This is a genomic window from Collinsella sp. AM31-2AC (assembly GCF_003469285.1).
GTDB lineage: Bacteria > Actinomycetota > Coriobacteriia > Coriobacteriales > Coriobacteriaceae > Collinsella > Collinsella aerofaciens_AT.
The window spans coordinates 40,757-62,706 of the sequence record NZ_QSJB01000014.1 but is presented as its reverse complement, the minus strand read 5'-3'; the positions used below and the strand labels follow the sequence as shown (position 1 = coordinate 62,706).

Annotated in this window: 12 protein-coding genes; 11 read left to right on the top strand and 1 reads right to left on the bottom strand. The window is 62.7% G+C overall.

Annotation, left to right across the window (positions count from 1 at the left end; genetic code table 11):
- Window positions 1-2: 2 nt before the first annotated feature.
- The 10 genes from DW796_RS07820 (at window position 3) to DW796_RS07775 (ending at window position 19,127) form a co-directional block, all read left to right on the top strand.
- Window positions 3-3,626, top strand: a complete 3,624-nt coding sequence (locus DW796_RS07820; protein WP_118094767.1) for a UvrD-helicase domain-containing protein — start codon at window positions 3-5, stop codon at window positions 3,624-3,626.
- Between the two features lie 175 nt (window positions 3,627-3,801).
- Window positions 3,802-7,605, top strand: a complete 3,804-nt coding sequence (dnaE, locus tag DW796_RS07815; RefSeq protein ID WP_117637344.1) for a DNA polymerase III subunit alpha — start codon at window positions 3,802-3,804, stop codon at window positions 7,603-7,605.
- A gap of 28 nt (window positions 7,606-7,633) precedes the next feature.
- Window positions 7,634-11,098 (top strand): SNF2-related protein, encoded by a 3,465-nt coding sequence (locus DW796_RS07810; protein ID WP_118094766.1) that lies wholly within the window; start codon window positions 7,634-7,636, stop codon window positions 11,096-11,098.
- A gap of 150 nt (window positions 11,099-11,248) precedes the next feature.
- A complete protein-coding gene (locus tag DW796_RS07805) occupies window positions 11,249-11,611 on the top strand; it encodes a desulfoferrodoxin family protein (protein ID WP_089572163.1) in 363 nt (120 codons plus the stop codon).
- 117 nt (window positions 11,612-11,728) lie between these two features.
- The gene (locus tag DW796_RS07800; protein WP_117583972.1) at window positions 11,729-13,714 is read left to right on the top strand and encodes a hypothetical protein; all 1,986 of its coding nucleotides are present in this window, start codon (window positions 11,729-11,731) and stop codon (window positions 13,712-13,714) included.
- A gap of 295 nt (window positions 13,715-14,009) precedes the next feature.
- Complete coding sequence (gene ruvC / locus DW796_RS07795) at window positions 14,010-14,531, top strand: crossover junction endodeoxyribonuclease RuvC (RefSeq protein ID WP_035137351.1); 522 nt, start codon at window positions 14,010-14,012, stop codon at window positions 14,529-14,531.
- Window positions 14,531-15,151 (top strand): Holliday junction branch migration protein RuvA, encoded by a 621-nt coding sequence (gene ruvA / locus DW796_RS07790; RefSeq protein ID WP_117806235.1) that lies wholly within the window; start codon window positions 14,531-14,533, stop codon window positions 15,149-15,151. Before ruvC ends, ruvA begins: the two co-directional genes overlap by 1 nt.
- Window positions 15,151-16,218, top strand: a complete 1,068-nt coding sequence (ruvB, locus tag DW796_RS07785) for a Holliday junction branch migration DNA helicase RuvB (protein WP_022095140.1) — start codon at window positions 15,151-15,153, stop codon at window positions 16,216-16,218. The genes ruvA and ruvB overlap by 1 nt, the downstream gene beginning before the upstream one ends.
- A 144-nt stretch (window positions 16,219-16,362) precedes the next feature.
- On the top strand, window positions 16,363-18,030 hold the full coding sequence (locus tag DW796_RS07780; RefSeq protein WP_118094765.1) for a formate--tetrahydrofolate ligase: 1,668 nt from the start codon (window positions 16,363-16,365) through the stop codon (window positions 18,028-18,030).
- A 179-nt stretch (window positions 18,031-18,209) separates the two neighbouring features.
- The gene (locus tag DW796_RS07775; RefSeq protein ID WP_118094764.1) at window positions 18,210-19,127 is read left to right on the top strand and encodes a hypothetical protein; all 918 of its coding nucleotides are present in this window, start codon (window positions 18,210-18,212) and stop codon (window positions 19,125-19,127) included.
- Window positions 19,128-19,139: 12 nt separating this feature from the next.
- Here the strand turns inward: DW796_RS07775 and DW796_RS07770 are convergent, their stop codons facing one another.
- Window positions 19,140-20,321, bottom strand: a complete 1,182-nt coding sequence (locus DW796_RS07770; RefSeq protein WP_118094763.1) for a cation diffusion facilitator family transporter — start codon at window positions 20,319-20,321, stop codon at window positions 19,140-19,142.
- A 218-nt stretch (window positions 20,322-20,539) separates the two neighbouring features.
- Between DW796_RS07770 and DW796_RS07765 the strand changes: the two genes are divergently transcribed.
- Complete coding sequence (locus DW796_RS07765) at window positions 20,540-21,877, top strand: hypothetical protein (RefSeq protein ID WP_118094762.1); 1,338 nt, start codon at window positions 20,540-20,542, stop codon at window positions 21,875-21,877.
- Window positions 21,878-21,950 lie beyond the last annotated feature (73 nt).

Here is a 21,950-nt window from a genome sequence, read left to right as displayed (position 1 = left end):
CCATGGATCTTTCGACTTTGATGCCGCAACAACTGCAAGTCGTCAAAACGCTCGACCGCCCGCTGTTTGTCTCGGCAGGTGCCGGCTCGGGCAAGACCTTTACCCTCACGCGCCGCATCGTCTACGCGCTCTCGCCCGAATCCGGTCCGTTCGTTGAGCATCTGGACCAGGTGCTCGCCATTACCTTTACCAAAGATGCCGCGGCCGAGATCCGTGACCGTGTGCGCCGCGCGCTCATCGACGAGGGCATGGACGAGGAAGCCCTGACCGTCGACGATGCGTGGATCTCGACCATTCACGGCATGTGCTCGCGTATCCTGCGCGCACATGCGTTGGAGCTGGGCATCGATCCCGAGTTCACGGTGCTCACCGATACCGACGAGCTTATGGACCAGGCTGTTGAGCATGTGCTGGCCCGCGCGACGGCGCCCGATGCCGCCCCCGAGCTCGCCGCTTCGCTTAAGGCCCTCTACGCTTGGTATCCCATGGCGGGCGAGGGTGGGCCGTTTGGCGCCGGTACCACCATTAAAGGACTGGTGCGCGACTTGCTGGAGCTATCGAGCCAGCTGCCGGGCGGCATGGACGATGTGTGCGTGGCGCGCGGCCAGGCTGACACCTCGGCGCTTGCCGACGCTTATCGCGCGGCGTTGGGTGCGAGCAAGGCCGCGACCGAAAAGGCACAGGTGGCACTCGACGCCATCGACGCGTTTGAGGCGAGCGGCAAAACCATGGAGGATGCGGCGCGACTCATGATGTCGTGCAGCATGCCTCGGGCGAGCAAGGCGTTTTCTAAGGAGCAGGTGGAGCTACTCAAGGCCGAGGCTGCCGATGCGTTTATCAATATCGTGCTGGCCTGCGGTGGTCCCGCGCTCGATGCGCTGGTGGGGCTTGCTCGTGCTGTGGAGGCGGAATACCGCGCGCTCAAGGCTGACCAGTCCGCGCTTGATAACAACGACCTGCTGCGCATGGCGTACGAGGCGCTGCGCGATTATCCCGCCATCCGAGCGGCCTATGAAGGTCGCTTTAAGATGGTCATGATCGATGAGTTCCAGGATACCGACCAGATGCAGGTTGACCTGATCCGTTACCTGACCGGCGCGGGTGAGCGTGCGCTGTGTACCGTGGGCGATGCGCAGCAGTCGATTTATCGTTTCCGTGGCGCCGAGGTCGAGGTGTTCCGTCGCCAGGAGCGCAAGGTGGGTTCGACGACGGCGTCCGAGACGGTCGCCACGTCCGATGCCCCCGCCGGCGAGCTCGTCAAGCTTGTACGCAACTTCCGCAGCCACGACGAGGTGCTGCGCTATGTGGCGCGCGTCTTTGACGGCGACACCGGTGGTTTGATGCAGGGGTTCTTGGACCTTGAACCGAGCGACGAACGCGAGGACAAGCTCAAGGCGAAGGCATCGCGCCGCCAGGCGATCTTCGTTGCCGGTGGCAGTACGCAGGAGCGAACGCAGGCGAAAGCTCGCGCGATTGCGGAGCGATTCCAAGCACTCGTTAAAGCGGGCCAGCCCCAGGGCAGCATGGTCCTGCTGCTGGGCCGCATGACCAACGCCGATGTCTATGCGCAGGCCTTCCGCGACCAGGGGCTCGACTGCGTGATCGCAGGCGGCTCGGTCTTTGCCCAGGCAGCCGAGGTGCAGACGGTGCGTGCCCTGGTCTGCGCACTCGCCAATCCGGCCGATACGGCGCAGGGCCTTATGCCACTGCTCGCCTCGCCGATGTTTGCGCTCGGCGCCCAGGAGTTCCTGGCGCTGGCGACCAAGCTGGACGACCAGACGGGGGAGACCTCGCGCCGCAACATCGATGCGGGCATCATGAGCGATTCCGATGTGCCGGGTTTGCAAGACTTGCCGCTCGTGACGCGCGCCCGCGAGGTGCTGCGGTATGCGCTTCGTCGCGTGGGCCGCGATTCGTTCGCCGCCATCGCGCGCGATACTGTCAATGCCTCCGGCTGGTTTGTGCGTCTGGCACAGCGTGGTCCCGAGGGCAAGGCCATTGCCGCCAACGTGCTTAAGGCGCTCGATGCCGTGGCCGAGGCGGAGGCCGAGTTCGGTAACTCGCCGCGTTCCATTGCGCTTGCCTTCGACCGCTTCTTGGCGGGCAAGGAGGCCCCGGGTGCCCTCAACGAGGAGGGCGACGGCGCGGTGCGCATCATGACGGTGCATGCCTCCAAGGGCCTGGAGTATCCGGTCGTGGCGGTTGCGGAGTGCTTTGGCGTGCGTAAGTCCTCGGGTGCGGCTCAGATGGGGCGTGTCGAGGGCGGAGCGCAGGTCGTGGCGCTGCCGGCACGCTTCGACGGCGTTAAACTCGCGGACGGCACGTTCGTGAAGGGCGATGACGTCAAAAAGCAGTTTGAGCACGCGTTTAAGGGCAAGGGCATGTCGCTGTGGCTGCCGCCAGAGCTCATGGAGGACGTCTGTGCGACGGGCTCTCCCGCCGAGGCATTTGCCCGCCTGCGTAACGACGACCTGCAGCTTTCGCTCGAGGAGCGGGCTCGCTTGCTCTATGTCGCCATGACGCGTGCGCGAGAGCTGGTCATTCTGGCGATGGATGCCGGCGTGAGCCGCGGCAAGGTGACGGCGCCGACCTTCGACGTCGAGACCGATCTGACCTATGACGTGCTGCGTCGTATTCTGCCTACCGACGCTCTGGACATGCCGCAGCTCGATGCCGACCGCCTGGTGTTCGACAACTCCAAGCCGGGCGACTACGAGCTCATCTCGCTGGCGGACTTTACGTTTGGCGAGCAGGCGTTTGAGGTCAACGCTTCGCTGGATGTCGAGGGCAGGCTTGTCCGCGGCGATGCGGAGCCGGAGGGTGCCGGTGCGGATGCCCACGCCGCTGTTCCCGGTCCAGCCGACCCCGAGCCCGATGCGTTTGAGCTCGTGTATCCCCAGGCGGTGGGCGTGCGCATGGGCACCTGCCCGTATCCGGCGCGCGATTCGTACAGCTACTCGTCAATTGCCGCGGCGCTGCATGCCGAGTCCGAGGACCGAGCCGCCGAGGCGCATGTGCCCATGGACGAGGCTGGCGATGATGCGGAGTCGGATGGTTCCGAGATGACGGATGCAGGCGTGGCCGCCGTTGAGCCCGCCGGCAACCCCATGGCGCTGGGCTCGGCGTTCCATGCCGCCTGCCAGTGGCTGATCGAGATGGGTGCCGATGCGCTGCCCGCCGAGCGTGCCGACGCCCTGGCTCGCCTGTGGCGCCTGACGCCGGAACAGCGCGAACGCTTCGACGTTGCCCTGGATCGCTGGCTCAAGTCGGCGGTCCGTGCCGAGCTGCTTGCCTGGCCGTGCGTTCGCGCCGAGGTGCCGTTCTTTTCGCTGGGCTGCGAGGATGAAGACATCGCTCGCTACGGTGCATATGCCGAGGGCGCCATCGATGCTTTGGCGACGAACCCGGCGGATTCGTCATGCGCGCTGGTCATCGACTACAAGACGGGCGGCACGCCGGACGAGACGCCGGAACAGCTGCAGGAGAAGCACGCCCTGCAGGCGCGCGTCTACGCTGATGTTTTGCACAAGGCGGGCTTTGAGGCCGTGACCGTCAAGTTCGTCCGCGTGGAGCAAGTCGACCTCGCCAACCCGTGCGAGCCTCAGGTGGTCACCTACAGCCTCTAGCCCTCAATAACTTGCGGTGGAATACGGACTGTTTTGGCCAAAAAAGCCGCCAAACAGTCCGCATTTCACCGTAACTGCGTGAGTAGCCGTGTGGGTTTGGCTAGGTTCGGGTGCTGTCCGTGCCGTGGGGTAAAATCGTTCAGTCAGAACACGAACCCGCATCGGAGCTCATCACATGGCATTCGTCCATCTGCACAATCACACTGTTTTCTCCATGCTCGACGGCGCAACCCGTATCCAGGATATGGTCAACCGTGCCGTTGAGCTTGGCATGCCCGCCGTGGCCATTACCGACCACGGCTACATGTATGGCGTGCCCGACCTGGCGCTGGCCTGCGACGCCGTCAACCACAACACGCCTGAGTACAAAACCTGGAGTCACGACAAGGCCTTTTTGGAAAAGGATCGCCGCGACGAGCTGGTGGAGCCCGATCCCGAGGAAAACCCGCGCGAGCATGCCCAGTATGTGAAGGACATGGCCATGTGGGACGAGAAGGGCAACATCGACGAGCTCAAGCCGCCTCTGGTCATCAAGCCCATCTTTGGCTGCGAGGTCTACTTTACGCCGGACGAGACGCTCGCCCGCGACCACAAGCCCGAGCTCTACCACATGATCCTTCTGGCCAAGGACCAGGAGGGCTACGTCAACCTGATGCAGACGGTTTCCGAGGCAGCCGTGCAGGGCTTTTACTACAAGCCGCGCGTGACGCTCGACAACCTGCGCCGCCACGCCAAGGGCATGATCTGCACGAGCGCCTGCATCGCGGGCATCATCCCCAAATACATCGACCGCGGCGACATGGAAGGCGCCATCAAGTGGGCCGAGACCTTCCGCGATACCTTTGACCCCGGCGACTTTTACATCGAGATTCAGGAACACGGCATCACCACCGACAACGGCCTGACCGATGAGCAGATGGACCGCACGCTCATCGATATCGCCAAGCAGGTGGGTGTCAAGGTCATCGCCACCAACGACTTCCACTACCTGCGCCGCGAGGACGCGCCGGTGCAGGACGTCATCATGTGCATCGGCATGAACGCCAAGGTCGATGACCCCAACCGCATGCGCATGACCGGTTCGGAGTTTTACATGAAGACCGAGGAGGAGATGCGGGCGATGTTCCCGTATTGCCCCGAGGCCTGCGACAACACGCTCGAGATCGCCGACAAGTGCTACGTTGAGCTGGACTGGGACTCCATCATCCTGCCGCGCTTCCCGTTGCTCGATCCCGGCGAGACGCACGAGAGCCAGTTCCGCCGCGAGTGCGAGAAGGGCCTGCGCCAGCACTATGGTGACGACTGGGCCACGCGCGAGATCGGTGGCGTCAACATCAAAGAGCGCTTTGAGTACGAATACAAGGTCATTTGCGACAAGGGCTTTGCCGCCTACTTCCTCATCGTCGCCGAGTACGTGCAATGGGCCAAGGACAACGGCATCGGCGTCGGCCCCGGTCGTGGCTCGGCCGCCGGCGCTATCGTCGCCTACGCCATGAACATCACCGCGTTCGACCCGCTCGAGAACGGCCTGATGTTCGAGAGGTTCCTGTCCCCGCAGCGTACCGAGATGCCCGATATCGATATGGACTTCGACGATGAGCGGCGCCTCGAGGTCGTGGAGCACGTTCGCCAGCTCTACGGCCCCGAGAAGGTCACCCACGTCATCACCTACTCGACCATTAAGGCCAAGCAGGCCATCAACGACGCCGCTCGCGTCCTGGACTACCCGGTCTACATGGGCCAGCGTCTGTCCAAGATGGTCTCGAGCGACCCCAAGGTCAAGCTCAAGCAGGTGCTCGAAAAGCAACCCGGCAAAGAGGACCTGTTTAACCCCGATTTTGCCGAGGCATATAAAAAGGACGACGACGCCCGCCGCATCATCGACACGGCGCTCTCAATCGAGGGCCTCACCCGTGGCGAGGGCGTGCACGCGTGCGCCGTTCTGATCTGCCGCGACCCCGTCAACGAGCACGTGCCCACCAAGCTCGACACCAAGGGCGGCGTCGAGATTACCCAGTACGAGGGCCATACCGTTGCCGACATGGGCCTGCTCAAGATGGACTTCTTGGGCCTGCGCACGCTGACTGTTATCTCCAAGGCAAAGGCAAACATCAAGAAGAACTTCGGCATCGACATCAAAGAGGAAGAGATTCCCTTTGACGACCCCGAGATCTTTAAGCTCATGGGTTCCGGCCACACCGCCGGCGTCTTTCAGGTCGAGTCCGCCGGCATGACGGCCACGATCAAGAACATGAAGCCCACCGAGTACAAGCACGTCGTGGCATTGATCGCCCTGTACCGCCCGGGCCCGCTGGGCGCCGGCATGGTCTCGTCCTACATCAACCGTATGAACGGCAAGGAACCGGCGGTTTCCTACGACGACCGCCTGGACGACATCCTGGGCGAAACCTACGGCACCATGGTCTACCAGGAGCAGGTTATGCTCATCTCCGTCGAGATGTGCGGCTTCTCCAAGGGCGAATCGGACTCGCGTATCCGTAAACCCGTGGCTAAGAAAAAGATCAAGCTGCTCACGTCGACGGTGCTGCACTGGGAGGATGGCTCGGACGAGACCACCTACGACCACTGGATGAACGGCGCTATCAAGAACAACTACACGCGCGAGGTCGCCCAGAAGATTTGGGACGATGTTCTCGAGTTCGCATCTTACGCCTTTAACAAGTCGCACTCCGCCGGCTACGCCATCCTGGTTATGCAGACGGCGTGGCTCAAGGCGCACTATCCGCACGAGTACATGGCGGCCGTTCTGACGTCCTACACGGGCAAGACCGACAAGATCGTTCATTACGTCTCGGCGTGCCGTCACGACGGCATCCCCGTGCTTTCGCCAGATGTCAATGAGTCCGGTACCGAGTTCACGGCTACCAAGGAGGGCGTGCGCTTTGGTCTGGCCGGCATCCGCGGCGTGGGCACCGGCGTGGCGCAGGCGATTATCGCCGAGCGCGAGGCGGGCGGTCCGTTTAAGACGCTGCACGATTTTGTCGAGCGCGTGGACTCGAGCCAGGCCAACCGCCGCGTGATCGAATCGCTCATCAAGGCAGGCGCCTTCGACTCCACGGGGTATCCGCGTCGCCAGATGATGCACTTTGTGGACAAGAACAACCCCGAGAACATCATCGATGCCGCGGTAAAGCGCCAGAAGGATCGCGCGAGCGGCCAGACGTCGTTCTTCGATATGTTTGGCGACGTTGAGGGCTCGGGCTTTGAGGTGAGCGTGCCCGATCCGGATGGCCAGGAATGGGACCGTCACCTTAAGTTGAGTCAGGAGAAGGAGGTTCTGGGCATCTATGTCTCGGACCACCCGCTGCGCCCGTTTGAGTATGCACTAGCCAAGGCGCGTGACTTCTCGTTCTCGCAGATCGACACCGGCTACGAAGTTCAGAATCCTACGGGCGGCACCATCAACCAGGAAATTCCCGAGGGCAAGGCGCTGTGGTGGGCCGGCATGGTCTCGAGCGTGTCCAAGCGCGTGACCAAAAACGGTGACCCCATGGGCATCGTGCAGCTCGAGGACATGGAAGGCGAGGCCACCGTCGTCGTGTTCCCCAAGACCTACAAGGAGGCCGAGGGGTACCTGTACGGCGAGGTCGATCCCGAGACCGGCGCGCAGCTGTCCGATGCCTTTGTGCGCATTAAGGGCAAGCTCGAGCGCTCGGACCGCGGCGACCAGATCATCGCGCAGGAGATCGTGCCGCTCGAGCTCAACGAGGAGAACAACAAGCCCAAGGTGTTTGAGGTCATGGTGCCCAACAGCCGCTTTAGCCAGGGCAATATGGCGCGCCTGGCCACGGTGCTCACCGCTAACCCGGGCGGCGACCGCGTGGAGATCTTTATCGAGCAGGTGGACGGGCGCGTGCTGCGTGCCGAGGTACCTGCCAAGGTCAACGCGCGTTCGATTCCGCTGCTGGCCGAGGCCAAGGCCATTGTGGGTAACCAGGGCCGCGTGACGGTGATCTAAGCTACCCCGGGTGAGATTGGAGGAAGTGATGGCGCAGGGGACGTTTGTGCAGGCGCTTCGCAAAGAGGCGGCGTTGAGCGGCACCTTTATGAAGGGCCGCTCGCTCATGCTCAACGGCGCCGTGCTGTCGATTGAGGACAGCGGCTCGCGCTTCTCCAAAAACGTGACGGTTGAGGGCTCGGTGCGCGGCTCGCGCGGCGACCTGTACAAGACGCACGTGGCGCTCGATATGGACGAGCACGAGGTTATCGACTACGACTGCGACTGCCCCGCCGCATACCGCTATCCCGGTATGTGCAAGCACGCCATCGCCACAGCGCTGGCGTACCTGGACACCAGCGGCATTGAGCCTGTTGAGGGGCTGCGCACGCCGGTTCGCACGTTTACGGCGCAGCCGAAACAGCCCGCACGCGCCGCGTCCGCCGCGCCGGCCGTCAACCCCAACTTTCCCTTCCCGGCGCCCGTCCCCACGAGCCCGAGCCTTGTGGCGGCGCTTTCCGATCTTTCGGACGCGCGCATGGATGAGCTGGCGAGCATGCGCCGCAAACTTGCCGGTGCCGTTGATCCCGACGCCCCCAAAGCGGCGTTGGAGCCCTCGTTGGTGCCGTACTACAATCCGCTGTTCGCTGACCGCTTTAGCTGGGCGCTCGAGTTCCGCATTCGCTGTGGATCGGTCTCCTACGTGGTCAAGGACATCGACGGCATGGCCGATGCCTACGTGCGCGGCGGCACGTTCTCCTATGGCAAGAAGCTCACGTTTGTCCATTCACCTGAGGCCTTTGACGAAACATCGACAAAGCTGCTCAACCTTGTTGTGACGACAGTTGCCTATCTCGATGACATCACAAGCTCGCGTTCGGCGTCGTACGACTTTGCCCGCAGCGGTTTTGTTGCCGAGCGTCAGTTGCCGCTGTCCGAGCATAGCATCGTATATGTGCTGGACCTGCTGCGCGGCCAGACCATCTCCTTTGAGCCCGCCTGGTCGCGGGGGACGACGACGCGTCGCACCTACGACGTGGCGGTTGAGCTGTCTCCGCAAGGGGAGGACGAGGCGTCCGCTAAGCGCCCACCACTTCTTGCCGCCAAAATCGCGCCGGCGGCTGGTGGTAGCTATGACCTGCGCCTGCCCGCCGATATGTACTGCTTTGCGTCGGGCGATGCCGCCTACTTGGTTGACACGCGCCGCGCGCGCCGTACCGACGCTGCATTTGCTCAGCATGCCGCACCTTTTTTGTCGCGCTTGCTGCCGTGCCGCACGCCCGCCCATATTGCCGCCGAGCAGGTGGGTGAGTTCTGCCGTATGGCGCTGCCCATTTTGCGCGACTATACCGACCTCACCGCGCCCGCCGCGCTCGATACTGTGGCACCCGAGGCGAGCTTTGCCATGGCAATCGGCGTCGACGATGGTCTTGTGACCTGCAAAATTACGGTTACCTACGGCGATTGGTCGGCTGATCTCTTTAGTCTTGGTGCTCCGGGCAGTCCTTTCGAAGAGCAACGCCCCGGCGTTCCGCCCCGCGATACGCTGGCGGAGTTTCGCGTTATGGACACGGCTGCCATGTACTTCGATTTCTACGAGGGCGGCCTGGCGTTTGAGGAGCGCGATGACGAGAGCCTGTTCCACTTGCTGACCGAGGGCCTGTCTGCCCTGTCCGAGCTGGGCGAGGTCATGCTCAGCGACCGTCTGCGCCAGATTTCGGTCCGCCCTGCGCCCAAGCTCTCGGTGCGCGCGACCGTCAAGAGTAACCTGCTCGATGTCGAACTGGGCGCGAGCGGCCTTTCGGCGGCAGATCTTGCCATCTATCTGGACTCGTACAAGCGCCACCAGACGTTCGCGCGCCTGACGTCCGGCGACATCGTGCGCCTGGATGAGGGAGCGCGTGCCGCGTTTGGTCTTGCCGAGGACCTAGGCGTCGATGCCGTCGACCTGCTCGACGGCGTGTCGCTTCCCGCGTCGAGTACCCTTTTTGTCGATAGCATGCTCGCACGCACGCCGGCGCTCGAGGCCGATCGCGACGCTGCGTTCCGCCGCACCGTCGAGCGCCTGGACACGCTCGGCAAGATGGACTTTACGGTGCCGGCATCGCTCAAGGCAACGATGCGCGGCTACCAGGTCGACGGATACCAGTGGCTCGGCTCGCTCGAACACCTGGGCCTTGGCGGCATCTTGGCCGACGACATGGGCCTGGGCAAAACGCTCCAGATGATTGCGCATATTCTGGCGCGCGTGGAGGCGGGGGACACCAAGCCCACGCTCGTGGTATGCCCGGCCTCACTCGTGTACAACTGGACTGCCGAGCTGGAGCGCTTTGCCCCGTCGCTCGATGTGTGCGCCATTGTGGGCGCCGAGGCTCAACGCCGCGTGCAGATCGCCGGCGTGGCCGGGCATAGCGTGGTCGTGACGTCGTATGACCTTATGCGGCGCGATATCGACGAGTACGTCGAGCAGGATTTTGCCCGCGTGGTGCTCGATGAGGCACAGTACATTAAAAATCCGCTCACGCAGGTGGCGCGCGCCGCCAAGCGCCTGCCTGCCGGCGTGCGCTTTGCCCTGACGGGCACGCCCATCGAAAACCGCCTGTCCGAGCTCTGGAGCATCTTCGACTTTTTGATGCCGGGCCTTTTGGGGACACGCGAGTCGTTTGCCAAGCGCTTTGAGAGCCCCGTCGAGCATGCCGAGGGCGATAGCGCCGCTCGCCTGCAGGCGCTCGTGTCGCCGTTTGTGCTGCGCCGTGTTAAGGAAGACGTGGTGGCCGACCTGCCCGAGAAGATCGAAGACACCGTCATGGCACAGCTTACCGGCGAGCAACGCAAGCTCTACCTGGCCAACCAGGACCGCATCGCCCAGCAGGTGCAGCACCGCGAGGCTGGGGAGTTTAAGAAAGACAAGCTCAAGGTGCTCGCCGAGCTCACCAAGCTGCGCCAGATCTGCTGCGACCCGCGTCTACACTACGAGGATTACAAGGCGGGGAGCGCCAAGCTCGATACGTGTATGGAGCTCGTGCACGGCGCACTCGACGGCGGGCATCGCATCCTGTTGTTCAGCCAGTTTACGGGTATGCTCGATATCATCGGTAAGCGCTTGGCCAAGGAGGACATCGCCTTCCTTAAGCTCACGGGCGCTTCGTCTAAGGAGAGCCGCGCCAAGATGGTCGCGCAGTTCCAAGCGGGCGAGGTTCCGGTCTTTTTGATTTCGCTCAAGGCGGGCGGCGTGGGCCTTAACCTGACGGCGGCCGACGTGGTCATCCACTACGACCCGTGGTGGAACGTGGCAGCGCAGGACCAGGCGACCGACCGCGCGCACCGTATTGGCCAGCAACATACCGTGACCGTGTACAAGCTCATCGCCAAGGACACGATCGAGGAGCGCATTATGCAGATGCAGGAGTCCAAGCGCGACCTGGTCAACAGCGTGCTCGGCGGCGACGGCATCTCGTCGGCGCTGTTTACCCGCGAAGATGTTCTGGCGCTGCTGGGCGGCGACGGGCGCTAACCCGCTCGGGTGGGGCCGCCAGGGCGGATAGCGCACGCTGCCCCATCGTCCCCGCCCGTTATGTGTTCGTTTGCAATGCCGTGGATGGTTTGTCTGCCTTTGGGCATAAGAACCATCAAGAACATTGGCACGTCAGCAAAGGAGAACATCATGGCGAAATTCTTTAAGGACCCCGACGGTAAGCTCATTGCCGCCCTTGGCAACGACGTTGCAACCCCTGCCGGTTGCACGGAACTGACCGCAAACACTGAGGACGCGGCGCACGAGAAGCACGTGCCTGTTGTCGAGACCGAGCGCGACGGTCACGTGATTCGCGCACGCGTTGGCTCGGTCGAGCACCCCAGCCTGCCCGAGCACTATATCGAGTGGATCGCCCTTGAGGCCGAGGGCCGCTTAGAGGTCCATTACCTTGAGCCCGGCATGAAGCCCGCGACGTTTTTTGCCGGCGGTTCCAAGACCGGTACCGTCTATGCCTACTGCAACCTGCACGGGCTGTGGTCCGCGACGTTCTAGGAGCGCGCCCCCGCTCGGGGTATCATAGCTAGCATATGCACATGCGAGCGCCGACTGCATCATGCGGCCGGCGCTTTTACTACGATTTCGATGGTTTACGACGGAAAGGGCTGAGCCATGAAGCTCGCGCTTGCACAGATCGATATGCGCCTGGGTGATATTGAGGGCATTTGCGGCCGCATCGAGGACCAGGCTCGTCTGGCCCACGAGCGCGGGGCGCGCGTGCTGTGCGTTCCGGCTCCGCTCTTTATGGGCGCCATGCCCGGTGGCCTGGTGGGCGCTGCCGACTTTGAGCACGACATGCTTGCCGGCTTGACTGGTGTCGCCGAGCGCATCCAGGAGCTTGACATGATCTGCATCGTGCCCGCGGCGGTTTCGTTTGAGGGTCAGCCGCTGCTCGACTACATGATGCTCAAGGACGGTCATGTGGTGCCGGCGCGTTCGAGCATTGCCCTGCAGCGTGGCGAGAACAACGACACGCGTTGGGCGCCGCCGGTGTTCGACGTGGACGGCGTGCGCATCGCCGTGATTTTTGACTTGGACCGCGAACTCGAGATGTTGCCGACCGGTGTTGACCTCATTGCGTATTTCCAATTCAATGCGTTTGACATGACCGACCGCGAGACTGCCGCCATTGCCGCCGTTCGCAGCGGCGCCTACCGCAAGATCGCATCCAAGCGCAGCGTGTGGTTTGCCTGTATGGCGCCGGTCGGTGCCTATGACGAGTCGGTGTATACCGGCGGTTCGTTTGTGCTCGACGACTGCGGTCGCGTGGTGGCCCAAGCGCCGTGTTTTGAGGAGAGCCTGCTGGTTCAGGAGATTCAGCGCGGCGTGATGCTCGATGCCCTGGAAGATCACGAACTGCCCGAGTTCCGTTCCGAGGAGTGGCTGTGGCAGGCGCTGGTGCTCGCCGTGCGCGACAACGCCCGGGCCCACGGTGCGTCGCGCGCCGTGGTGGCACTCGAGGGCGACTTGCCGTCGTCCCTGCTGGCGGCGCTGGCCGTCGACGCTCTGGGCCCACGTAATGTGATTGGCCTGGTGCTGGGGCGCAACCGCATCTTTACGCCGGCGCAGGAGGAGGCCGAGGCTGCTCGCTGTGCCGCCGTTCGCGCCATTGCCGAGCGCCTGCATATTCGCACGGTTGAGCGCGATGCGCCGGATGCCGCGCGCGTGCTCGACCGCGATGTGTCGGCGGGCGACGCCGAGCGCCTGCGCTCTCGCACGCTGGGCCTCATGCTGGAGGATACGGCGCTCGAGCTGGGTGCGATGGCGTTGAGTCCGCTGTCCAAAACCGAGTACGCGCTGGCGGCGCCGGCGCTTTGCGGCGGCTACCAGGGCGATTACGCGCCCTTTGGCGATGTGTACCTGTCGACGCTTGAGTTTGTGGCGCGTGTGCGCAACCGCGCGTCTGCCGTGGTGCCCCAAGAGCTCGTGACGCTCAACGCGGTAGAGGATTGCATGGATCGCGTGCTGTCGCAGGCGCTCGCGACGCTCGCCGGCCCGGTTGATATGCTCGATCGCGCGGCGCAGCTGCTTGGCGGGCTTGAGCCGGGCGAGGTCGATGGTGCGCTCGAGTCGCACGTGGACCGCAACCGTCCCTTTGACGACATCCCGATGGCCGCTGCCAAGCCTGAGGCCTGCTCGCTGCTGCTGATGCTCGTTCGACAGGGTGAGGCTGCCCGCCGCATGTTGCCGACGGCGCCGATCGTTTCGTCCCGTTCGTTTGCCGAGCGCTCCTGGCCGTACATGCTCGCGTGGTCCGACCTGGGGCTTAACGGCAAGGAGCGTATGACGGTCGATTCGCTGGCGCGCGCCGAGGTGCGCCGTTTTGCTGACGAGGATACGAGTGAGCGCGTGCGAAACGAGATGATGGGCGTGCTGGGCGAGCTACTGGGTATTTCGCCCGAACAAATGGAGGAGTTGCGCTCTGAAGACGGTCAGCGTCGTTTACACGAGGGAATGAAAAAGTTCGAGGGCGAGGTTCAGGACGCCATCGATAAGATGATGGGCGGCCAGGGTGGCCCGCAGGGTGGGCCCCAGGGTGGCCCGATGCCGCATCCGCCGGTTGATCCCCGACAGTTCCCATTCTTCTCGCAGAACTAAACTGGGGATGGGGCCAAGGTTACGCGGTTTTGCCAAACCGCGTAACGAGTCGACGCTGCGCGAGCCCCTGTCGGGCAATCTGCCGCTCAAACCGTCGCTTGCGTACAGAAGTACGCGGCGCTCCTCTTTCGCGACACCTTGCCACGGCAGGGACTCGCTCGCTGACTTATGCTCAACCTATGGTTCAACCTTGCTTGTTAGATATAGTCGCTGTTGTGTTATTCTAGAACAGACGTTCGTGAATGATGCGCGGGGCCTTGCCTTGCGCTTGGTAAAAGACGAGGGGGAGGTTGGCTTGGTTATTTTGGGCATCGACCCCGGTTTGGCTCATACGGGTTGGGGGATTATCGAGGAGCGGCGTGGCGAGGTTCGCTGCCGTGCCTATGGCTGCATCGAGACCAGCGCAGGCAGTCCGCTCGCGGTGCGCCTGTCGCATATCGCCCGCGACCTCAAGGGTGTCGTGGAGCGTTATCGACCCGATACCGCTGCCATCGAGAGCATCTACTTTGGCGCTAATGTCCGCTCGGCAATCCCCACGGCACATGCCCGCGGTGCCGCGCTCGTGGCGCTTTCGGAGTGCGCGCTCGAGATCGGCGAGTACACGCCTATGCAGATCAAGCAGGCTGTGGTGGGTACCGGTGCCGCAGATAAGCGGCAGGTCGCCTACATGGTGCGCACGCTCACGCAGCTCGATCACGACCCGCATCCCGACCATGCCGCCGATGCCCTGGCCTGCGCCATCTGCCACGTTAACCTCAGCCGTACCCGGGCGCTTACCGGCGGCGAGTTCTATCAACAGAGAGGAACCGGATACTGATGATTTCCCAGCTCCACGGAACGCTTGTCGAGGCCACGATGAGCTCTGCTGTCGTTGACGTGTCGGGCGTTGGCTTTGAACTCGGCATTTCTGGCAGCACTGCGGCCACGCTGCCTACGCCCGGCGGTGAGGTGCGCCTCTATACCCGTATGCAGGTGCGCGAGGACGCTATGACACTTTTCGGTTTTTCCTCTAAGGATGAGCGCACGATGTTCGACCGGCTTGTGTCCGTCTCGGGCGTTGGCCCGCGCTTGGCGCTCGCCGTGCTTTCCACCTATACCGTGGGGCAGCTGTATTCGCTGGTGATGGCCGAGGACGACAAGGGCATGGCCAAGGTACCCGGTGTGGGTAAAAAGACCGCCCAGCGCCTCATCTTGGAGCTCAAGAGCACCTTTGCCAAGGATAAGGGCTTTGTGCCGGTCGACGTGATCCCGGGGCAGGTTGCGATGCCGGTCCCCGCCGCCGCTCCCTCGGCGATCGATGACGCCCGTGCGGCGCTCCTTTCCATGGGCTTTAGTCCGCAGGAGACCGATGTCGCTCTGAGCGGGTATGATGGGCAGGATATGCGTGTCGAGGATCTGCTCGGCGCGGCGCTTAAGCGACTCGGAATGGATGCGTGATGTGGGAAGCCGATGACTCTCAGGACCTGTGGGCGACGCCCGGCAACTCGCCGGCGGCATCCATGGCGCACGGCGAGCGCATGGTGGGCTCGGAGCTGACGGCCGAGGACCTCGATGTCGATCGCACTTTGCGCCCCCAGCGCCTGGACGATTACTGCGGCCAGGAGCATATCAAGCAGAGCCTGCGCGTGTTGATCGAAGCGGCGCAGAGCCGTGGCGAGACGCTCGACCACGTGATCTTCTCGGGCCCTCCGGGTCTGGGCAAGACCACGCTGGCTACGGTTATCGCCAACGAGCTGGGCGCTCAGATCAAGACCACGAGTGGCCCTGCCATCGCGCGCACCGGCGACCTGGCAGCCATCCTTACTAACTTGCAGCCGGGTGATGTGCTGTTTATCGACGAGATCCACCGCCTCAACCGTTCGGTCGAGGAGGTCCTGTACCCCGCGATGGAGGACTTTGCCCTCGATATCGTGATTGGCAAGGGTCCGGCGGCGCGCTCGATTCGCCTGGATATTCCCAAGTTTACGCTGGTGGCGGCAACGACCCGCTCAGGCATGTTGACCGGCCCGTTGCGCGACCGCTTTGGCATTTCATATCGCCTGGATTACTACACGGTCGAGGAACTCGCGCAGATTGTTACGCGCTCGGCGACTATCCTGGGCGTGACGATCGACCATCCCAGTGCACTCGAGATCGGCTCGCGTTCGCGCGGCACGCCACGTCTTGCCAACCGCCTGCTCAAGCGCGTGCGCGATTACGCACAGGTGCGCGGCAACGGTCCCATTGAGCTCGATATCTGCCGTCAGGCACTCGAGTTCTTTGAGATCGACGAGCTCGGTCTGGACTGGATGGATATTCGCATTTTGGAGACGCTCGCCAAGACGTTCTCCGGTCGTGCCGTGGGACTTACGACCCTTGCCAGCGCGGTGGGCGAGGACCCGGGCACGCTCGAGGATGTCTATGAGCCCTATCTGCTGCAGTGCGGGCTGATGATTCGTACACCGCAGGGCCGTCAGGCAACCCTTCGCACCTTTGAGCACCTGGGAATTGAACCTACCGTTTAGGGCGCTTTGTTTTGGCGGGCTGTTGGGCTATCGCTGGGCATCGGGTAAACATATCGCCGTTTGTCGGTTGCGGGTGTTTTACTATTGCACGCCCGTGCTATGCTGGATTGGTCTTTTTCTCATCCGGTAACGAAAGGACCGCCCATGCCTACTGACATCGAAATCGCACGTTCTGTTACGCCGCTGCCTATTACCGAGGTGGCCAAGAACGCCGGCGTCGACGTTAAGCACCTTATTCCGTACGGCTTCGACAAGGCTAAGGTCGACTATTCACTGCTCAACGAGCCGACTGATCACCAGGCCAAGCTCGTCCTCGTGACCGCTATCAACCCCACGCCCGCCGGCGAGGGTAAGACCACTACGACCATCGGTCTGGCCGATGGCCTGCGCCGTCGCGGTGTCAAGAGCGCCGTGGCCCTTCGTGAGCCTTCGCTCGGTCCCGTCTTCGGCGTCAAGGGCGGTGCCGCCGGCGGTGGCTGGGCGCAGGTCATCCCCATGGAGGACATCAACCTGCACTTTACTGGTGACTTCCATGCTATTGGTGCCGCCAACAACCTGCTGGCCGCCATGCTCGACAACCATATTCAGCAGGGCAACCAGCTCGGTATCGATGTTAAGCGCATCACCTGGAAGCGCGTTGTCGACATGAACGACCGTCAGCTGCGCCATGTCATCGACGGCATTGGCGGCAAGGCCCAGGGCGTGCCGCGCGAGGATGGCTTTGACATTACCGTTGCCTCCGAGGTCATGGCGATCCTGTGCCTGTCCACGAGCATCAACGATCTTAAGGAGCGCTTGGGCGAGATCGTTGTCGGCTACAGCTATGCCGGCGAGCCCGTCCGCGCACGCGACCTTAAGGCCCAGGGAGCTATGGCCGCACTGCTCAAGGATGCGCTCAAGCCCAATCTGGTGCAGACGCTTGAGGGTACGCCCGCGTTTGTCCACGGCGGTCCCTTCGCCAATATTGCCCACGGCTGCAACTCCATCATGGCCACGCGTATGGCTATGCGTTTTGGCGATGTCGCCATTACCGAGGCCGGCTTCGGTGCCGATCTGGGTGCCGAGAAATTCCTGGACATCAAGTGCCGCATGACGGGCGTTCGTCCCAACGCCGTCGTGGTCGTCGCGACCGCTCGCGCCCTTAAGTACAACGGCGGTGTTGCCAAGGCCGACCTCAACGAGGAGAACCTCGAGGCACTCAAGGCTGGCATGCCCAACCTGCTGCGTCATGTCGACAACATCCAGAACGTTTATGGTCTGCCCTGCGTGGTCGCCATCAACCGTTTCCCGACGGACACCGAGGCCGAGCTCGAGCTCATCGAGTCCGAGTGCCAGAAGCTGGGCGTCAACGTTAAGCTGTCCGAGGTCTGGGCCAAGGGCGGCGAGGGCGCACTCGAGCTGGCCGATGAGGTCATGCGTCTGATTGAGCAGCCGAGCGAGCTCAAGTTTGCCTATGAGGACGGCGCCGATGTCGCCGACGCTCTTGAGGCCATTGCCACCAAGGTCTACCGCGCCGATGGCGTTGACTTTACGCCGGCCGCCAAGCGCCAGCTCGCCGAGCTGCGCGAGAACGGCTTTGGCAACCTGCCGGTGTGCGTGGCCAAGACGCAGTACAGCTTTAGCGACAACGCCAAGGCCCTGGGCGCTCCCGAGAACTTCCGCATCACGGTGCGTGAGCTCAAGGTTTCCGCCGGTGCCCACTTTGTGGTCGCATTGACTGGCAGTGTTCTGACCATGCCGGGCTTGCCCAAGGTCCCCGCGGCTGAGAACATCGACGTCGACAGCGACGGCAACATCACCGGCCTGTTCTAAGCCTGTTGCCCCTAGCTGCCTGCCCGCCCCGCCGTGCCCCCAAGGCCCGGCGGGGCTTTTTTATCCTTAGGCCCGCGCATGTCTTGTAGATACCGACGGGCTCTGCCCATCATAGGCTTTTGCGCGGGTAGAATGCATGGATAACTTGATGCTCACGCGCGACGGAAAGGAATCGTTGCATGGATCAGGACAAGACAACCGTGATGGGCGGCTACGGTTCCGCGCAGGCTGGCGATAGCGCCGATGCGACCCGCGTTGTTCCCAACCTCGGTTATACCGACCCCGCCGCGACGCAGCCTTCTGCCGAGCCCACCCGGGTTATGGGCTATGGCGACACGGCGCAGGATTCTTATGCTGCCTCGACGCCGAATCCCTATGACAACCTGCCGCAGAATCCCATTCCGCAGCCTCAGCAGACGACGTATATGCCTCGCACGGCGCAGCCTCGCTACGAGTCGCGCGAGCCGTATCGCGAGTACCCCAAGTCAATTCCGCAATATGGCGAGGACGAGGAGAAGAAGCCGTCGCGTTCGTCGAGCGTGATCAAGAAGATCCTCATCGTACTGGCGATCTTCTTTGCGCTGTCGGTTGTGTTTGCCATCGTGTCGGGCATGCTTAACAAGCGAGGGAGTTCAACGGCCGATGCCACTGTTGAGCAAACCGAGTCCGCCTCGTCTAGCACCGTCGATCTGAGCGATATCCCGGGGCAGTACTGGTCCAACGCCAAGAAGATCCTCAAGTCGCGCGGCGCCGATCTTTCGAATGCCGTGGTCCTGACTGATGATGGCTCAACGCCCGTCGTCGATGCCAACTGGGTCGTTACTTCTGCCTACTATAACGACAACGGCAACCTCGAAATTCAACTCACGCACAAGAACAGCTCGGGCAACTCGTCCGGCGGCCAAAGCGGTACCGACAGCTCGAGCTCCAATACGCTGGAGGACTTGAGCAACAAGGCACAGGAGTTGGGAGACAAAGCGCAAGAGCTGGGCGGCACGGCGCAGAACCTGGGCGGCACCGCTCAGAACCTGGGTGATATGGCGACGGATGCCTGGAACGCACTGCAAAACGGCATCTCGGGCGCGCAGGGAAACTAGCTGTTAAGCGGGCTACAGTTGCTCGGCCGGACGCTCGGGCGAGCTAAAGCCCGAATCAAACGTGACGACGCACGAGACGTCGGGCCGGCGCTCGTGCACGATGCGCGTGACGAGCTCCAGCAGCTCCTCGTCGGATATGTCAAAGCCGTCGGGACGCACCAGGTCAAGCGAAACGAACCCGTCGTGCTCGTGCAGGTCGTGGATGGAGAGCGCGGGGTCGATCTGCATGACGCCGCGCTTGACCCAGCCGCGTAGGTCGTCGCCGGTGGTGGCGATGGGGTCGCAGTGCAGCGTGATACCGATGCCCATCTGCCGTTTGATATCGTGCTCGATGGTGTCCAAAATCTCGTGGTGCTCAAATGCGTCGCCCTCGCCGGGCATCTCCACGTGGGCGCTGGCAAACTGACGACCGGGGCCGTAGTCGTGCACCATGAGGTCGTGTGTGCCCAAGACCTGGGGGTACGACATAATCCTGTCGCGGATTTCCTGGACGAGCTTGGGGTCGGGCGCTTGTCCTAACAGCGGGCTGATGGCGTCGCGCACCAGGCCCAGGCCGCTGATGCAGATGAAGATGCCCACACCCAGGCCTGCCCAGCCATCGAGGTCAAAGCCGGTCGTCTGCGAAATAAGCGCCGCCACCAGGACCGAGCCCGAGGTGATGACGTCGTTTTTGGAGTCCTGTGCTGTGGCGATGAGCGTCTCTGAGTCGATGCGGTCGCCCAACGTGCGGTTGAACGCGGCCATCCAGAGCTTAACGAGCATGGACAAGACGAGGGCGGCTAAGGAGAGCACCGAATATGCAGTGGGGGAAGGCTTGATGATCTTAGTGACCGACTCGAGGATCAGGTTGATGCCGACGGCGCAAACCAGGACGGCGACGAACAGACCGGCTAGGTACTCGTAGCGACCGTGGCCATAGGGGTGGCCTTCGTCTGCCGGGCGGCTGGCAAGGCGGAACCCGAGCAGGCTCACGATGTTGCTCGAGGCGTCGGAGAGGTTGTTGAAGGCGTCGGCGATGAGCGAGACAGAGCCGGCGAGCAGGCCCGCGATGCCCTTGGCCAGGCACAGAGTGACGTTGAGGCCAATGCAGATGAGGCTTGCGGCGAAGCCCGCGTTGGTGCGGCAGGAGGTATCGACCGGCTCGCCCTCGCTGCCGGGAACAAGCGTATGTACCAGCCGATTTACAAATAGCATAGCGGTCGTCCTCACAATCATGTTTAAGGGGATAGTGTAGCTCGCGCGGAGGCGCTGTGCACCGATGCTCAGAAAATGCAGTAATGGTCTGCCGGTGCTAACGAGCGAGCCTTCTCGTCTGCCTGGGTGGTCCATTTTGGGCCACATGGGTATGGGCATGTGCCTGTTTGCTCGACATACTTAACGTCGATAGCCCCTGTGCAAAGGAGGACGTTTCCATGGACGAGATGTTTGCCATTAAATGTCAAAACTGCGGCGGCCCTATGTACTCGCACCAGGCTAAGCGCAGCTTTGAGTGCGCCTATTGCGGCGCGGTCATTCCGTGGCAGGCGGACGCCGGAGAGCCCAAGAGCGCTTTGGGCATTCGCCATACGCCGTTGACGGTGGTGGATGGACTGCTCAAGCTCACGCATGTGTCGCAACTCGAGCGCCCGGAGGACCCGGACTGGTATTTCTTCAATTCGCACTGGCGCAATCAGTCGGTCCTGGAACATCTGCTGTGGGAGGATCGCGGCACAGCGCAGGAGTTCCAAGAGGCCACGCATGTGAGCATTCCTTGCCCCTTCTGCGGAGCGTCCTTTGAGGGCGAGTCAACGCAGCGTGTGTTTGAGTGCCCGTCCTGCGGCAACAAGATCGGCATTGCCGACCTGCTCAAGCCCGGTACGTTTAGCAAACGTCTGACCATGGGCGTGGGTGCGGAGTATGTGCCGGAGCAGGGTATTCCCTGCGAAATTTCGCCGCAGCAGGCACGTGCCAACGCGCTGCAGCTGGTGCGCCAGTACCCGGATGCCTTTGCCGGGCACGACGTGGAAGACGCGATCCAAAACGACATGATGCTCTTCTATTTCCCCATGGCGCTGGCGGACCTGCGTATGATGGCGAGCTTCCCGGGCAAGGGCCTGAGCAAGGAAACCCTGGTGTACTACGAGGTGCTCGACTGGGCGTATCCGCGGGCAAACTATCTGGATGTTCGCCTTATGGGCATTTTGGAGCCGTGGGACTTTGCCAAGGTTGGGCCGTTTGACCCGGCCATGCAGGAAGGTGACTTTCGCGTTGTCTCCGTCGATGCGTCTACCAAGGACCAGGTGGTCATTGATAAGTTGGCGCTCGACATTGCCGGCAACGATGCCGAGGCGGTGCTGGGGCTCAATAAAAAGAGCATCCGCACTTGGGCGCGCAAGGCCCGCAAGCATAAGGACGGCCTGGTGATGGTGCCGGTTTACTTTGTCGACCGTCCGGCAACGGACAGCCGCGACGGCGAGCAGGTGCGCATCGCCGTAAACGGCCAGACGGGTCGTGCGGCCGCGGTGGTGTTTAGCGACAAGCGCGAAACGCATATCGTGGCGCCGCTCAACCCGAGCCTGCATCTGTCCGGCGAGAGCACCGTGCACGCCACGCCCATCGAGGTCAAATACGTTAAATCGCCCTTCCTATACCAGATCGTGCGCCGTGGAGGTGGCGAGCAACCGCGCCAGGTTGCAGTCGCCGTCGAGGGTTCCTACCGAGAGGAGAAGCCCAAACGCAAGGGCTTGTTCGCTGCGATCTTTGGGAAGTAGGGAAGTGGTGCCGGGGCGTCGGGCTGCATCGCAAGGTCATGAGACGAACTTAAGACTGCTGGGAACGTGCTAC